Source organism: Bacillus rugosus, assembly GCF_023238245.1.
Classification (GTDB): domain Bacteria; phylum Bacillota; class Bacilli; order Bacillales; family Bacillaceae; genus Bacillus; species Bacillus rugosus.
This window is the reverse complement of the sequence record NZ_CP096590.1, coordinates 3,958,155-3,974,936: the sequence shown is the minus strand read 5'-3', so window position 1 is coordinate 3,974,936 and position 16,782 is coordinate 3,958,155. Positions and strand designations below refer to the sequence as shown.

Sequence of the window (16,782 nt, the reverse complement as noted above, 5' to 3'; positions counted from 1 at the left end):
GATCGGTGACTATAATGAGAATGGTAGATATCATCATCAAAAAACAGAACGGAAAAGAACTCACCACAGAAGAAATTCAATTTTTCGTAAAAGGCTATACGGATGGAAGCATTCCTGATTATCAGGCAAGCGCGCTTGCCATGGCGATTTTCTTCCAGGATATGAGTGACCGTGAACGTGCGGACTTGACGATGGCTATGGTGAACTCCGGTGAAACGATTGATCTTTCTGCCATTGAAGGGATTAAAGTGGATAAACACTCCACCGGTGGCGTCGGCGACACGACAACACTCGTTCTCGCCCCGCTAGTTGCGGCTCTTGATGTGCCGGTTGCGAAAATGTCCGGCCGCGGCCTCGGCCATACGGGCGGAACGATTGATAAATTAGAGGCAATCGACGGTTTCCATGTGGAGCTGACGAAGGACGAATTTATTAAGCTTGTGAACCGCGACAAGGTCGCTGTCATCGGCCAAAGCGGCAATTTGACGCCGGCTGATAAAAAACTGTACGCGCTTCGTGATGTAACGGGAACGGTCAATTCCATCCCGCTGATCGCAAGCTCGATTATGAGCAAAAAAATCGCTGCCGGGGCGGACGCTATCGTACTTGACGTAAAAACGGGAGCGGGCGCCTTCATGAAAACGGAAGAAGACGCGGCTGAACTCGCCAAAGCGATGGTTCGCATCGGAAATAACGTCGGCCGCCAAACCATGGCTGTTATTTCTGATATGTCCCAGCCGCTCGGTTTTGCGATCGGAAATGCGCTTGAAGTCAAAGAAGCGATCGACACGCTCAAAGGTGAGGGACCTGAGGATCTTCATGAGCTTGTCTTAACGCTCGGCAGCCAAATGGTTGTGCTTGCGAAAAAAGCCGACACATTGGACGAAGCGAGAGCGAAGCTGGAAGAAGTCATGAAAAACGGCAAAGCGCTTGAGAAGTTCAAGGATTTCCTGAAAAACCAAGGCGGCGACAGCACGATTGTTGATGATCCTTCTAAGCTTCCGCAAGCCGCATATCAAATTGATGTGCCTGCCAAAGAAGCGGGTGTCGTCTCCGAAATCGTCGCAGACGAAATCGGCGTCGCAGCGATGCTGTTAGGTGCCGGACGCGCCACAAAAGAAGATGAAATTGACTTAGCCGTCGGCATCATGCTCCGCAAAAAGGTCGGCGACAAGGTAGAAAAAGACGAACCGCTTGTCACGCTTTACGCCAACCGCGAAAACGTCGATGAAGTCATCGCGAAAGTCTATGACAACATCCGCATCGCAGCGGAAGCGAAGGCGCCGAAGCTGATTCATACGTTAATTACAGAATAAAACAAAAGCACATCCCATCCTGAGTGGGGTGTGCTGTTTTGATTAAAGGATATGATCGATCTGATATTCTTCTTGGCTGATTTTTTTTGCTTTCTCAAACTTTCTTTTGAAATAGAAGATGAGATAGCAAAGGATGATACAAGGAATTCCGCAGAATAGAGCGATTCTTTGATTGGGATCAAAAGCAAGACCGATACAAGAAGCTGAACATAATAAAAGAGCGGCTATAGGCATAAGAGGATAAAGCGGCGTGCGAAATGTCAGGTCTTTTACATCCCCCCCTGTTTTAAGAAATCTTTTTCGAAACAAGAGTTGAGACAAGGCTATACTCATCCAGACAACGACTCCTGCAAATCCAGCAATCGCTACCATCACCACATATACAGTTCCGGGCGCCACGATACTGGAAACGAGAGATAAACATGATACGGCCATACTGATCATTAAGGCATTTAAGGGAATGCCTTTCGATGTGACTTTCTTAAAACGCGAGCTGATCATGTTTTCATTTGCTAACGACCACATCATACGGGTTGAAGCGTATAGGCCCGAGTTGGCGACGGACAGCAAGGCAGTTAATATGACGAAATTCATAATATCAGCGGCGTAAGGGATTCCGATCTCCGCAAATACGGCTACAAACGGGCTTTCAATCACGCCTGCTTCTTTCCACGAAATCAGCCCGGATAATATGAAGACAGCGCCAATGAAAAAAATGACTGTCCTCCATGCGACATTACGGATGGATCGCGGAATATCCTTTTGAGGATTTGCTGATTCTCCAGCTGTAACTCCGATTAACTCTGTTCCGGAAAAGGCGAAACTGACAGATATCATGGCAATAAAAACGGCGAGAAAGCCATTCGGAAACAACCCGCCATGATCTGTGAAGTTTGACAGCATAGGAGCATCTGCCGTCCCGTTTAAAGAGATCAAGCCAAACATGGCGGCTCCTCCTAAAATGATAAATAAAATGATCGTAACAATCTTCACGCTGGAAAACCAAAATTCTGTTTCCGCAAATAGCTTGACTGAAAACGCGTTGCATACGAAAAGAAGAGCTGCGAAAACCGCACTCCACATCCATACGCTGCTATCAGGAAACCAGCGCTGCATGAGAATGCCTGATGCGGTAAACTCAGAACCTACCGTCACCACCCAATTCACCCAGTACATGATGCCGACCATAAAACCGGTAGATGGCCCGATGAATGTGGTAGCGTATTTTTGAAAAGAGCCGGTCACCGGCATGGCAACCGACAATTCGCCGAGACATTGCATGACGAGGCACATCATCAACCCGCCGATTACATAAGCGAGTATCGTACCGCCGGGTCCGGCTTGATGTAGCGTATAGCCTGTACTGAGGAAAAGTCCTGTGCCTATGACGCCTCCCAAAGAAATCATAAATAGGTGCCTGCTTTTCATTGTGCGTTTTAGCTGTTGGCTGCTGTTCTCCTGAAGATTCACTGTCTCGCCCTCCTTTTAGCTGCCATTCATTAGGCAGATGAGTTTCTTATACCCAAAATACAACCTGCCAGAAGATCACTTGAATGGGGAGAGTTTCATTCCTTTTAATGCGTGTAACAGAACATGAGCTGCAGCTCTGCTTGTCATATCTCGAAAATCGAGGGTAGGATCGACTTCAACAATTTCAATCCCGGCAACATTGGGCTGTTGTGCGATGTACTTGACTGCTTCAAGCAATTCGTCTGTATAGAGGCCGCCCGGGCCAATCGCTGGACAGCCGGGTGCATGGGACTGGTCTAAGACATCCATATCAACTGAAATAAAAATGGAGTCTGTCCTTGTTTGAATGGCAGGCAAAATCTCTTTTATCGTCGGGACTAGTCCTTTTTTACGAATCATGCCCATCGTGTGAATGTTCACGTTATGTTTTTTCGCATATGTTTCATATGCCAGGCTGTTGCTGAATTCTCTGATACCCAGCTGGATCAAATGTTGACCTTCAATGATCTCTTCATCCAAAAGGCGGCGGAAGGGGGTGCCGTTTGTCGGCCCCCCGTCCTCCGTATTGCGAACATCGTGATGGGCATCAAATTGAATCACCGCTGTCGTTCCTTTTGTTTGTGCTATCGCTTTTATTGTGGAGTAGCTGATAGAGTTATCTCCCCCAAGTATGAGCGGCACCCAATCCGGATGGTCCGAAAGTAGAGCGTGCATGGTTTGGAAAATGTGATGATGTGACTTTACGATATCAGTGACATGAATATCGATATCCCCCAGATCATATAGAAGCTCTGATACGACATGCTCTCCAAGCTCAGCAGAATAGGCTGATGAATGTTTTAGAGCCTGACGTATTGTTCCGGGTGCAAAGGAAGCGCCTGAATGACTGATGGAGGATTTTGATAGGGGGACACCTATCAACGCCGCTCCCTTAATGTCCTGGCCGTCCCATGTTGCGATCAGGTCGCTCATTTTTGTGACATCCCGGTCTTTAAACGAAGATCCGGCCTCTCTGAGAAAAGGGTATTTATCCATGAATGGCTCCCTCCCTGTTGACTACAATGGTTCCGTTTTTCATGACTTGATGTACATGGTTGACGCCGTAGTGATACGGAATATACATATAATTCGAGGCTTGCCAAATGACAAGATCAGCTGCTCGGCCGGCTTTGAGCTGACCGGCTTCCTCTCCTTTTCCTATGGCGTATGCAGCATTGACTGTGACCGCATGCCATATTTCTTCCGCAGTCATTCTCAGATGGAGCGCGGCAATGGACATGATCAGCTGGATATTTTCAGTCGGCGAGCTGCCGGGATTAAAGTCCGTTGCCAAGCTGACACGTACACCTTCATCAATCATGTCTCTTGCCCTGGCGTATGTGCTTTTGCCAAGGTAAAATGTCGTGCCCGGCAAGAGGACGGCGATCGTTCCTGCCTCAGCCAATTTCTTTATGCCTTCGTCTGAGGCACCTACTAAATGGTCGGCTGAGACAGCCTTTAGTTCACCTGCTAATTCAGCTCCTCCAAGCGGATCGATTTCATCTGCGTGTATTTTTAATCCGAACCCCGCCTCAGCCGCTTTTCTTAAATAGCGGCGGGATTGACTGACGGTAAAAACGCCTGTTTCTGTAAAAATATCTGCAAAGCTGGCGAGCTCTTGCTCTTTTATTTCCGGCAACAGATAAAGCATTTGATCCAGAAATTCATCTGGGTTGTGTTGATATTCGGGAGGAATTGCATGGGCTCCCATAAACGTGGAGACAAGGTCAACAGGCTGGTGCTCATGCAGTTGTTTTGCGACACGCAATTGCTTCAGCTCTGTTTCTTTTTCCAAGCCATAGCCGCTTTTCACTTCAGCCGTGGTCGTGCCGTAGGACAGCATTCTTTGCAGATGAAAATGGCCTTTTTGCAGCAGCTCTTCCTCTGAAGCCGCCCTGGTGTGTTTGACAGTAGACAGAATCCCGCCGCCCTGCGCCAGAATATCTAAATATGAGACGCCCTGAAGCTTGAGATTCATCTCCTTTTCCCGAGATCCGCCAAATACAAGATGGGTGTGCGGATCGACGAGGCCCGGTGTTACAAGCCGTCCCGAACAGTCAATAATCTCCTCTGCCTCATAACCGGCTTCAGCCCCTTTTTTTCCAGTGAACACAATTTTTTGTTCATGGATGCCGACAACAGCGTCTTCGATCACATGAAGATCCTGCATGCTTTTGCCTGCGCGGGGGCCGCTGCTTTCCATCGTCAAAAGCTGACCGATGTTGGTGAGAATCGTATCAATTTGTTTCGGCATGTCATCACTCCTTTATTTTTGCATTGGCACGATAATGTCTTGTTTTTTTGCTACTTCAACGGCACGTTCATAACCTGCATCCGCATGACGGATAATGCCCATTCCCGGATCGCTCGTTAAGACACGGGCAAGCCGCTCGTCAGCCAGCTCACTTCCATCGGCAACCGCGACCATGCCGGCATGCAGGGAATAGCCCATTCCGACACCGCCGCCATGGTGGAAGGAAACCCAGCTTGCACCCGCCGCCGTGTTGACAAGCGCATTTAACACAGCCCAATCGCCGACAGCGTCACTTCCGTCCTTCATCGCTTCTGTCTCCCGGTTTGGTGAGGCGACAGACCCGCAGTCCAAATGATCTCTCCCAATGACGACAGGCGCTTTTAGCTCCCCGTTTCTGACCAGCTCGTTAATGGCGAGGCCCATCTTTTTTCGTTCTCCATATCCAAGCCAGCAAATACGGGACGGCAAGCCTTGAAAAGTGACTTTTTCCTGTGCCATATCGATCCACCGGTGAAGCGCTTTATTTTCCGGGAACAGTTCTTTTAATAACGCATCCGTACGGTAAATATCTGCCGGATCACCGGAAAGCGCCGCCCAGCGGAACGGTCCTTTTCCTTCACAGAATAAGGGGCGAATGTAAGCAGGGACAAACCCCGGAAAATCGAAGGCATTCTCCAGCCCTTCATCATTTGCGACTTGCCGAATATTGTTGCCGTAGTCAAATACAACAGAGCCCTTTTGTTGAAAGGCCAGCATGGCTTCCACATGTTTTTTCATGCTTTGTTTCGAGAGGCGCACGTAAAGGTCTGGATTGTCTTGGCGCAAACGATCGGCTTCATCAAGTGAATAGCCCTCGGGAACATAACCAATTAATGGGTCATGGGCAGATGTCTGGTCAGTCACGATATCAATTTTGACGCCCCGGTTCAAAAGGGTGTGGTGAACCTCAGCCGCGTTTCCGAGAAGAGCAATGGATAAAGGTTTTCCGGCCAGCTTTGCCTCTTCAGCCCACGCTAATGCTTCCTCAATCGAGGCTGTTTTACGGTCGCAGTATTTTGTTTCGATGCGCTTGTCGATGCGTTTCTCGTCTACCTCGACGGCAATGACAACTCCTTCATTCATCGTGACAGACAGCGGCTGGGCGCCTCCCATTCCTCCGAGACCGGCTGTCAGCGTCAATGTTCCCTTTAGGCTTCCTCCAAAGTGCTGTCTCGCCAGCTCAGCAAAGGTTTCGTAGGTTCCTTGCAATATGCCCTGTGAGCCAATGTAAATCCAGCTGCCTGCCGTCATTTGTCCGTACATCATTAACCCTTTTTTCTCAAGCTCGTGGAAATGCTCCCAGTCCGCCCACTTCGGAACAAGAACAGAATTTGCTAGTAGTACGCGCGGTGCCTGCGGGTGAGTGCGGAACATGCCAACAGGCTTCCCGGATTGTACGAGCAATGTCTCATCATGTTTTAGTGTTTTCAAAGAATGTTCAATGGCGTGAAAAGCGTCCCAATTCCGTGCGGCTTTGCCAATCCCGCCGTATACGATGAGGTCCTCCGGCTTCTCGGCGACTTCCGGATCAAGGTTGTTTCGAAGCATCCTAAGCACCGCCTCTTGCTCCCACCCTAAGCATTCGAGCTCTGTTCCCCTGTTGGCGCGGATTGATTTTTTTACATCAGTCATATGTTCATCCCCCTCAGTTCTTCATTTTGATGATCAGGTAATAAAGATTCCTTCTTCAGCCAGTCAGTCAAGCGTTCAATGTCATAGGAAAAAACACGGTCCTGCTGAATGGAAGGCACGACTTTTCTCATTTCTTGAAAGAGCTGTTTGGTATAGGACGCTGCATGTTCTATGCCTCTGTATTCAACCGCCTGTAATGCGCAAATCGCTTCGATCGCAATGACTCTTCTTGTATTCGCAATCACCTGATAAGCATGCCGAGCGGCGATGGTTCCCATGCTGACATGGTCTTCTTGGTTCGCGGATGACGGAATAGAATCGACACTTGCAGGGTGGGCGAGTGTTTTATTTTCAGAAACAAGTGAAGCCGCGGCATACTGCATGATCATTGCACCGGATTGCAGACCGGGATGAGGGCTTAGGAACGGCGGCAGGTCATTCAGCTGTGGATTCACAAGTCTTTCGATCCGGCGCTCTGCGATATTCGCCAGTTCTGATATTGCGATTTTCAGAAAATCCATGGCAAAGGCAATCGGCTGTCCGTGAAAGTTTCCGCCAGAGATGACTTTGTCACCGTCATTGAAAATGAGAGGATTGTCTGTAGCTGCATTCATTTCAATCTCTAATTTTTCTTTGACATAGCCTAACGTCTGCCAAGTCGCACCGTGTACTTGCGGAATACAGCGCAATGAATATGCATCCTGAACCCGCAGTTCTCCCTGAGAGGTTGTCAGGCCGCTGTCAGATAGATAGAAGCGAATTCGTTCTGCGACATCGATCTGCTCCTGATAGCCGCGGGCTAAGTGAATATCCTCGTCAAACGCATCTATAATTCCCCGCAGCCCTTCAATCGTTAAGCTGGCAATGCGCTCAGTTTGATAGGCTAGTTTTTCAGCTTCAATGTATGAGACCACACCCATAGCAGTCATGGCCTGAGTCCCGTTAATCAAGGCAAGCCCTTCCTTGGATGTCAGCGATACCGGCTGTATCCCGGCTTTTTTCAATCCCGTCATTGCCAGCATCCTTTCACCCTCAAAAAAGACTTCTCCTTGGCCAATCAGCGCAAGTGCCAGATGAGAAAGCGGTGCCAGATCCCCGCTCGCGCCAAGTGATCCTTGCTGGGGGATGACAGGATGGACGCGTTTATTTAAAAGGGCAAGCAATTGTTCAATCAGCTCAGCACGTACACCGGAAAAACCCTTTAACAGCGCATTGGCGCGCAAAAGCAGCATTGCCCGGGAAACACACTCAGGAAAAGGGTCGCCGACTCCGCAGGCATGAGAAAGAATTAAATTCAGCTGCAGCGCCGCCGAGTCTTCTTTTTGAATCAGGACATCACTGAATTTGCCAAATCCGGTGTTGATGCCGTAGATTGTCCTTTCTTCGCGTACAATCCGTTCCACTGCCGCTCTGCTTTTTTTCACGCGCTCCATACTTTCTTCTGAAGCCGCTGCTACTTCAAAATCAAACAGCACACGCGCGACGTCGGCTGTTGTCAATGAAGAACCGTCTAAAATCACCATAAGCCCAACTCCTTTGTCTTTACTTTGATAAAGCGCCCATACAAAAAGGGGCTATGCTGTGAACATCTGATTTCACGCATAGCCCCCTATCGCCTATGATCTATGGGCTGTTTCATATGTGATTGATTCCAACTCCGAATGTCTCGTGCTCTAGGCCTTTAATCGGCGCCCCGATTGTTCCATAAAGCGAGACAGCGATCCAATCGCCTTCCGCTTCACTTTCATAAGGATTCCCCCTCAAAACGGCAAACCTCAAACCAACCGTCCGAAGCAGCGATCCAAGCAGCATTTCACCTCTGGTCACCCCATGCAAAGCCTCCATCGTCGCATGATAAAGCGCATGTGACTCGCGATAACCCTCAGATTGAATGACACCGCTCTTTTTGGAAGCGGTTTCAATTGCGGCTACCACTTTATGCGCGTCCATTGATCCTACCTTGCCGAGACAGACCTTCCAGCCGTCTCGCTCCAGCTCCCTGACCTGTTTGCTTTCTTCCGCTTCATTCAGCAGCAGAAGAACAGACAGTCGGCCGATCCGGCGCTCTTTGTGCAGTGTCATATGAATCACTCAATTCCTAAAAATTCTGATAACTATTAACTGAGTATTATATTAATTGTTCCCGAATCAGAAGTCAAAAGGTTTTTTACAGTCTTTAACAAGTTAGATTGCTATTGTAATAGCGTGATATAGAAAAAAAGGACGGGTTTTCTTTCAGCACATTCTACCCCATAGCCAGACAGGAGTGCGGGCGGCGGCTGTCGTACTCTAAATATAATTTTCAAATAGAAGAGGAGCGAAGTGCAGTGAAGAGCTTAAATTGGGGATTACTAGGCCTTGGCGCAATCGCCTCAGATTTCGCCAAAGCGCTGAAAGAAGTAAACGGAACGGTCTATGCCGCAGGGTCACGAAGCTTGGACAAAGCCAAGGCGTTCGCCAAGGAGCATCATGTCGAAAAAGCATACGGCAGCTATGAAGAACTGCTGCAAGATGAGAATGTCGATATTGTCTACATTGCCACTCCACATTCAAATCACTATGAATATATGACGAAATGCCTTCAGCATCACAAGCATGTTCTTTGTGAGAAGGCCATTACCGTCAATGCAAGACAGTTGAAGGAGATCAGCGGCTTGGCCAAAGAAAAACAGCTTGTTGTATCTGAGGCGATGACCATCTATCATATGCCGCTGTACAAACAACTCCGTGACATCGTGAAGTCGGGTCGCATCGGGCCTCTTAAAATGGTTCAAGTCTCCTTCGGAACGCGCAAACCATACGACGTCACAAACCGGTTCTTTAATAAAGAACTGGCTGGCGGCGCACTCTTAGATACAGGCGCCTATGCACTCTCTTTCGCGAGGTATTTTCTCACGAGCCAGCCGAATGAAATCCTCAGCACCGCCAAGCTGACTGACACAGGTGTAGACGAGCAATCAGGCATCATCTTAAAAAACGCTGACAATGAAATGGCTGTCATATCGCTGACAATGAGAGCCAAAATGCCAAAAAGAGGCGTAGTTGCCGGAGAAAATGGCTTTATCACAGTCGACGACTTTACAAGGCCAGACAAAGCACTTATTACGTACGCAAATGGAAAAACAGAGGTGATTGAAGAAGGAGAAACGGCAAAAGGGTTGAACTATGAAGTAGAGGATATGCAAGTAGCAGTCCTGCATCAAACAGGCAGCCAGACCATCAGTCTCTCCCTTGATGTCATGAGCATTATGGACAATGTCAGAGAACAGTGGGGAATCACCTACCCGTTTGAATATGAAAACATCCGCCTTTCATAACGGGCCGATGTTTCTTCATAGAAAATGTAAGCGCTTAAAAATTTAATAAAAAAGTGAGGCGAATTGTTTAGATGTTCAACCGATTGTTCCGTGTATGTTTTCTTGCAGCCCTTATCATGGCCTTCACCCTGCCAAACTCTGCTTATGCACAAAAGGCAGAAAAACCCGTATTTACAGAAGCCAGCGTCCATGACCCTTCCATCATTGAAACAAATGGCACCTTTTATGTTTTTGGATCTCATCTCGCTTCAGCAAAAACAAATGACCTCATGCAATGGCAGCAGCTGACCACCAGTGTAAGCAACGACAATCCTCTGATTCCGAATGTCTACGAAGAATTAAAAGACACCTTTGAATGGGCGCAATCCAATACCCTGTGGGCGGCTGACGTCACACAGCTGGCGGATGGCAAATACTATATGTACTACAACGCCTGCCGCGGCGATTCGCCAAGATCAGCTCTGGGTGTCGCCGTCGCTGATAACATCGAAGGCCCGTACAAAAACAAAGGCATCTTTTTGAAATCAGGCATGGAAGGCACAAGCAATGATGGAACACCATATGACGCAACCAAACATCCGAATGTCGTAGACCCGCATACCTTCTTTGATAAAAACGGCAAGCTATGGATGGTGTACGGATCATACTCAGGCGGCATTTTCATTCTGGAAATGAATCCGAAAACAGGCTTCCCGCTTCCTGGGCAGGGATACGGCAAAAAACTGCTCGGCGGCAACCACAGCAGAATCGAAGGCCCTTATGTTCTCTACAATCCAGACACCCAATACTACTACTTATACCTGTCATTTGGCGGCCTTGACGCAACAGGCGGCTACAACATCCGTGTGGCCCGCTCCAAAAAACCTGACGGCCCTTACTATGATGCAGAAGGAAACCCGATGCTTGACGTCCGCGGCAAAGAAGGCACATTCTTCGACGACCGCTCAATCGAACCTTATGGCGTCAAACTCATGGGCAGCTATTCATTTGAGACAGAACGAGAAAAAGGAACCGGGTACGTTTCACCAGGCCACAACTCAGCATACTATGATGAAAAAACCGGACGCTCCTATTTAATCTTCCACACCCGCTTCCCAGGGAGAGGTGAAGAACACGAAGTCAGAGTCCACCAAATGTTCATGAACAAGGACGGCTGGCCGGTAGCAGCGCCATATCGTTACGCAGGAGAAACACTGAAAAAAGTAAAACAAAAAGACGTCACAGGAACATACAAGCTCATTCAGCACGGAAAAGACATCTCAGCAGACATCAAAAAAACCATCAACATCCAGCTCAACAAAGACCACACCATTTCCGGGGAAATGGCGGGAACGTGGCAGAAAACCGGAAAAAATACAGCTGATATCACGTTAGCCGGCAAGAAGTATAGCGGAGTATTTTTAAAGCAGTGGGATTCGGTGAGAGAGAAGAACGTGATGACGTTTAGTGTGTTGAATGGCAGCGGTGAGGCTGTTTGGGGATCTAAATAAGATGGAGAAGCGCCTTCTAGAGAAGGCGCTTTTTTTATGAGCTTTATTGACTATAAGAAACGGTTGAGCGAGAGAAAAAACAGAAGCGACAATAGGTTTCAAGACCTGAACGAAAAGTCCCTATTATGATGATTCTCCTCTTATAAAGTCATCAAATCGAATTTTTAGCTATTTAGAACCGGGATAACATCCCTTAAGACAAACCTTTTTACCTATTTAGCCAATATGACCCATCATGTAATATGAAAATAGTCTGTATTGTCAAGAATTGACACAGTTTGATAGAAACACGAGGTGTTGCGGCATGCATAGTGAAATGTTGTTACATTCGGTAAAAGCCGACTTACATGAAAAACAGGAACAAATCCATCAGTTAAAACGAGTGCTGCACGAAATCAGGCAAATCAAACACGAATTTTCAGAGGCCCAGCATCTCATTCATCGGCCTCATCTTAACCGGGAGGCATGGAGAGGAACACATGCGGAGCGGTTTGAAGATATTCGTGAAGGAATGAACAAATCGTACGATCAAATCAAAAGCCAACAAGTCAGTGGAATTATCGAAAGTATAGAAGGAAAAATCCACTCATTAGAGGGAGACATATATTCTATTAGACGCCAAATCACGAGGATAGAGCATGAAATAGAGAAGGAAAAACATAAAAAGTGAGGTGAGCACAAATGGCACAGGAAATTAAAATGGTCTACGGCACAGTGAAGCAAGGGCTCTCTCAGCTTAAGAATTCAGCGGAACTCAAGTCCTCCTTGCCCGGCCATCTCTCAGGACGAAACCATTTGAATGTTGTGAAGTCGATCGAGCAATTAAATGAGGATATCAAGGAGCTCACTGAAGCATATGCGTCTGTTTTGGCCAAGCATATCGCACAAACGGAAACTGCTGTAAACGCGATGAAGGAAACGGACGAAAACATATCATCTTCCATGAAATAAAGCACGGGAGGACAAGGGATTGAAAACATTAGATGTCCACGCTCTTCACGAGGGCATTCAGCATACGATTGAGAAACTGGACAAGCAAAAACGGCAGCTGGAGAAGCTGGAAAAAAGCGTTGAGCATCTGGCAGGCATGAAGGATGCGCTAAAAGGAAAAGGCGGAGATGCCATCCGGACCTTTTACGAAGAATGCCACAAGCCTTTTCTCCTTTTCTTTGGCATGTTTATTGACGAATACAAAAAAGTGCTGAAACAAACACAGCATGCGATTGCCTCTGTAGAATCTGACTCCCACGGCATGATTGCAGAGGCTTTTCTCTCACACGATGCGAGACACGGGGTCAAACATGCACGAGAAGTAACAGAACAGCTCACTGACGCAGTGAATCGCCAGACATCAGCCATCGACCACATCGTCAGCCTGCCGACAGTCAATGATTCCATTTTTCGGATGGAAACAGAACAGGCTGAACGGCTGATTACAGACACCCTGCATAAGCTCTTTCAATTTGACGGCCAGCAAGCCCAAGCACTAGAAACCGCAAAATCAGATTTTCAAACAATGAAAAAATACATGGACCAGCTCGAAACCATGTACACCGGACCGAAAATTGAAATTACGGGCTATAAAAGCGGCTCGATCTTGAAATCGCAGGAAGAAGAAAACATCAACCAAACATTTGGCGCCATCAATCCGCAAATGAAACAGCAGGATGATTCACCGATGGAGATGATCTTGAAGAAATTAGCCGAGAAAGAAAAGTCTAAAGTCGATTCAGTCGTCAAAACGCCTCATTCTAAAAAGGTAAATAAAAATATTATTGTTATCAATGGTAAAGTGTATAATACGAGTGAACATATAGATCATATCAAAACGGATTTCTCAAATGCAGAGGTTAAGCAAGTCGTTTATAATGATACACTTTACAATGTATATATATCAGGTAATGACATGAAGCTTGAACCTGTCGTCTCGCTCTCGGACATTAAAGTGGATGAGAGCGGATATGTGAAAATTTTAGAGACAGCTGTAGAGTTTTCAGGTATAAATGATCTGTTTAGAGCTGCTACAGGCAGAGATCCTATAACAGGCGAAAAAGTCTCGAGTAAAGATCGCATTATTGCAACTGTTCACGCGGTACCAATTTCGAAAATAGCTAAGTTAGAAAAGTTAATAAATATTAATAAACTTATTGATGATGGAAAAAAGGCAAAGAAGACTACGAAAGCTAAAAACGTTGCTAAGGATACGGGTAATGGTGTACCTTCTTATGGAAAGAAGTCAGTACCTAAAGGGCCGTATCGTGAAGTAAATGGATATCCTGTTAAAATAAAGCCGGGTGCCCAAGAGAAACATATTCCCAATACTCCTAACTACAAGCAAGAAATAGCAAATGGGAAAAACAAAAGTATTTTTTATGGAGATAATAAAAAAGCGCAGGAATTGCTTGATAAGTATGCAGGGAAAGGTCAACTACTACCAAACGGTAAAAAAGAAAGAGTAGACTTTGGTAAACCAATTGGAAAATACTATGATCGTGATACTGGTGAATACCTTGAAACTACTAGAGGAATGATTCATTACGGAAAAGACGGAGCGCATATAGTGCCTTCAGAACCTTTAAAGAAGTAATAAGAGGAGGATATACATGGAATATGATCCTTTAATAAAAGCGATAAAAGAGTATAAAGATAGTGACTTGATAATAGAGTGGGATAGTGGATTAAAGATTATTGGTGAACCAGACACACTCTTTGAAACAGACAATGGGTTGGATGACGATGATGTGAATTATACCGAATATTATGCAGTTACATTTCAAGTAAATGATATTTTAGCCCATCCTACTAGTGAAGAAAGTAGTTTATATAATTGGTTAATACAAAAGAAAGGTTCATTAGTTGAAATTTCACTTTATGATGATCCGCCAAGTGCAGTTTTTTTAACTGACGGAGAAAGTGTATGGAAAAGGGATAGTCAAAAATAAAAACGTTACTTTAAACATATACCTTGAGGGGCTAAATTGCCTTTCAAGGTTTTTTATATTAAGTCAGCTGATATTTGCGAGAATTTTTAGTAAAAGAAAAACAAAATATACAAAATGGCTTACCGCCATAAACAAAATAGTCCTTATTAAGTAATTCTCTTAGTCAATACCAAAAATGAAAGCGTTGACATCCCATAATTCTAGTGCTAAAGTATACCTACAAACAAATATAGCGACCCGTCAGGATTGTTACTGCGAAAGCAGGCAAAACCTAAATGGTACAGGTGCAGGAGGAGACTCTCGCATTCTGTGTCATTTAGGTTTTTTTTATTCTCATTTAGGAGGTGATGCGGCATTTGATACAAAAAAAGCTGGTGAAAGGCGGCCACCTTTCATCCAGCAGTCCCCCATAAAAAGGAGGTATACACATGGATTATGATAAATTATCGAAAGACATATTACAACTCGTAGGCGGTGAAGAAAACGTTCAGCGCGTGATTCATTGCATGACGAGGCTGCGTTTTAATCTTTATGACAACTCGAAGGCGGACCGCAGTCAGCTGGAGCAGCTGCCGGGTGTGATGGGCACCAATATCAGCGGCGAGCAGTTTCAAATTATTATCGGGAACGATGTGCCGAAGGTGTATCAGGCGATGCTGAAGCACAGCAATCTCAGTGATGAAAAGAGCGCTGGTTCATCATCTCAGAAAAAGAATGTGCTGAGTGCGGTTTTTGATGTGATTTCCGGTGTGTTTACCCCGATTCTGCCGGCGATTGCGGGAGCGGGGATGATCAAAGGGCTTGTTGCACTAGCGGTTACGTTTGGCTGGATGGCGGAGAAGAGCCAGGTTCATGTCACTTTGACGGCTGTCGGTGACGGCGCGTTCTACTTCCTGCCACTCCTGCTAGCGATGAGTGCGGCGAGAAAATTCGGAAGCAATCCATACGTAGCGGCAGCCATTGCAGCGGCGATACTGCATCCGGATTTGACGGCACTGCTTGGTTCGGGGAAACCGATTTCCTTTATCGGGCTTCCTGTAACCGCTGCGACTTATTCTTCAACCGTTATTCCGATTTTGCTGGCGATTTGGATTGCTTCGTACGTAGAAAAGTGGATTGACCGTTTCACACATTCGTCTCTCAAATTGATAGTGGTTCCGACATTGACGTTATTGATTGTCGTGCCGCTGACACTGATAACAGTTGGACCGCTTGGTGCTATTTTAGGCGAATACTTGTCTACTGGCGTTAATTATTTGTTTGATCATGCAGGACTTTTGGCGATGATTTTGCTTGCCGGAACGTTCTCTTTAATCATTATGACAGGTATGCACTATGCTCTTGTGCCGATCATGATCAACAACATTGTCCAGAATGGGCACGACTATTTGCTGCCAGCGATGTTTTTGGCGAATATGGGGCAGGCGGGGGCATCATTTGCCGTTTTCCTTCGCTCCAGAAACAAAAAGTTTAAATCACTTGCGCTTACTACGAGCATTACGGCACTAATGGGAATTACAGAACCGGCGATGTACGGCGTAAATATGCGATTGAAAAAACCGTTCGCGGCCGCTTTACTTGGCGGTGCAGCCGGCGGCGCTTTCTACGGAATGACGGGTGTTGCTTCCTATATCGTCGGAGGGAATGCAGGTCTGCCGAGCATCCCTGTCTTTATCGGCCCGACGTTTATTTACGCGTTGATCGGTCTTGTGATTGCTTTCGCGGCGGGAACAGCCGCTGCGTATTTGATTGGATTCGAGGATGTACCGTCTGACGGCAGCCGGCAGACGACGGCAGGAAAAAGCTATGAGGGCAGCGGAGAAATCATTCACAGCCCGATTAAAGGAGAAGTGAAAGCATTAAGCGAAGTCAATGACGGGGTATTTTCTGCCGGAATTATGGGAAAAGGATTTGCCATTGAGCCTGAAGAAGGAGAAGTTGTTTCGCCTGTTCGTGGAAGCGTTACCACCATTTTTAAAACAAAACACGCAATTGGCATTACGAGTGATCAGGGAGCTGAAATCCTCATACACATTGGATTGGACACGGTGAAACTCGAGGGACAATGGTTCACGGCTCACGTCAAAGAAGGCGACAAGGTCACACCGGGAGATCCGCTCGTGTCCTTTGATTTGGAACAAATAAGAGCCGCGGGATATGACGTCATTACCCCGGTGATCGTGACCAATACAGATCAATATTCGTTTTCGCCGGTGAAAGAAATCGGCAAAGTGCAGACAAAAGAAGCGCTGCTTGCTTTATCTTAAAAAACTGATGGGGTGA

14 protein-coding genes are annotated in these 16,782 nt (G+C 46.6%); 8 read left to right on the top strand and 6 right to left on the bottom strand.

Features of this window, described 5'->3' with window-relative positions; genetic code table 11:
• Positions 1 to 14 precede the first annotated feature (14 nt).
• The gene (locus tag M0696_RS20090; protein WP_166846562.1) at positions 15 to 1,316 is read left to right on the top strand and encodes a pyrimidine-nucleoside phosphorylase; all 1,302 of its coding nucleotides are present in this window, start codon (positions 15 to 17) and stop codon (positions 1,314 to 1,316) included.
• Positions 1,317 to 1,358: 42 nt separating this feature from the next.
• Here the strand turns inward: M0696_RS20090 and M0696_RS20085 are convergent, their stop codons facing one another.
• From M0696_RS20085 to hutP, 6 genes are all read right to left on the bottom strand, one after another.
• Positions 1,359 to 2,786, bottom strand: coding sequence for an amino acid permease (locus M0696_RS20085; RefSeq protein ID WP_248602335.1), 1,428 nt, complete (start codon positions 2,784 to 2,786; stop codon positions 1,359 to 1,361).
• A 75-nt stretch (positions 2,787 to 2,861) separates the two neighbouring features.
• Complete coding sequence (hutG, locus tag M0696_RS20080) at positions 2,862 to 3,821, bottom strand: formimidoylglutamase (RefSeq protein WP_222142349.1); 960 nt, start codon at positions 3,819 to 3,821, stop codon at positions 2,862 to 2,864.
• Positions 3,814 to 5,079: an imidazolonepropionase gene (gene hutI, locus M0696_RS20075; protein ID WP_222142348.1), complete on the bottom strand. Its 1,266-nt coding sequence runs from the start codon at positions 5,077 to 5,079 to the stop codon at positions 3,814 to 3,816. Before hutI ends, hutG begins: the two co-directional genes overlap by 8 nt.
• Positions 5,080 to 5,091: 12 nt before the next feature.
• A complete protein-coding gene (gene hutU, locus M0696_RS20070; protein ID WP_222142347.1) occupies positions 5,092 to 6,750 on the bottom strand; it encodes a urocanate hydratase in 1,659 nt (552 codons plus the stop codon).
• Positions 6,747 to 8,273 (bottom strand): histidine ammonia-lyase, encoded by a 1,527-nt coding sequence (gene hutH / locus M0696_RS20065; RefSeq protein ID WP_222142346.1) that lies wholly within the window; start codon positions 8,271 to 8,273, stop codon positions 6,747 to 6,749. Before hutH ends, hutU begins: the two co-directional genes overlap by 4 nt.
• Before the next feature lie 112 nt (positions 8,274 to 8,385).
• Positions 8,386 to 8,832, bottom strand: a complete 447-nt coding sequence (hutP, locus tag M0696_RS20060) for a histidine utilization transcription antiterminator HutP (protein WP_166846580.1) — start codon at positions 8,830 to 8,832, stop codon at positions 8,386 to 8,388.
• A 245-nt stretch (positions 8,833 to 9,077) separates the two neighbouring features.
• Between hutP and M0696_RS20055 the strand changes: the two genes are divergently transcribed.
• The 7 genes from M0696_RS20055 to bglP all read left to right on the top strand — a co-directional run bounded on the left by M0696_RS20055 (position 9,078) and on the right by bglP (position 16,766).
• Entirely contained in the window at positions 9,078 to 10,067 is a 990-nt protein-coding gene (locus tag M0696_RS20055; RefSeq protein ID WP_222142345.1) for a Gfo/Idh/MocA family protein, read from the top strand.
• A gap of 71 nt (positions 10,068 to 10,138) precedes the next feature.
• Positions 10,139 to 11,557, top strand: a complete 1,419-nt coding sequence (gene abnB, locus M0696_RS20050) for an arabinan endo-1,5-alpha-L-arabinosidase AbnB (RefSeq protein WP_222142344.1) — start codon at positions 10,139 to 10,141, stop codon at positions 11,555 to 11,557.
• Positions 11,558 to 11,861: 304 nt separating this feature from the next.
• A complete protein-coding gene (locus tag M0696_RS20045; protein ID WP_222142343.1) occupies positions 11,862 to 12,227 on the top strand; it encodes a YwqH-like family protein in 366 nt (121 codons plus the stop codon).
• A gap of 11 nt (positions 12,228 to 12,238) precedes the next feature.
• Positions 12,239 to 12,508, top strand: coding sequence for a YwqI/YxiC family protein (locus M0696_RS20040; protein ID WP_248602334.1), 270 nt, complete (start codon positions 12,239 to 12,241; stop codon positions 12,506 to 12,508).
• Positions 12,509 to 12,527: 19 nt separating this feature from the next.
• A complete protein-coding gene (locus M0696_RS20035) occupies positions 12,528 to 14,144 on the top strand; it encodes a T7SS effector LXG polymorphic toxin (protein WP_222142342.1) in 1,617 nt (538 codons plus the stop codon).
• Between the two features lie 16 nt (positions 14,145 to 14,160).
• Positions 14,161 to 14,499, top strand: a complete 339-nt coding sequence (locus M0696_RS20030; protein WP_222142341.1) for a hypothetical protein — start codon at positions 14,161 to 14,163, stop codon at positions 14,497 to 14,499.
• Positions 14,500 to 14,927: 428 nt separating this feature from the next.
• Positions 14,928 to 16,766, top strand: a complete 1,839-nt coding sequence (gene bglP / locus M0696_RS20025; RefSeq protein ID WP_222142340.1) for a PTS beta-glucoside transporter subunit IIABC — start codon at positions 14,928 to 14,930, stop codon at positions 16,764 to 16,766.
• Positions 16,767 to 16,782: the final 16 nt, after the last annotated feature.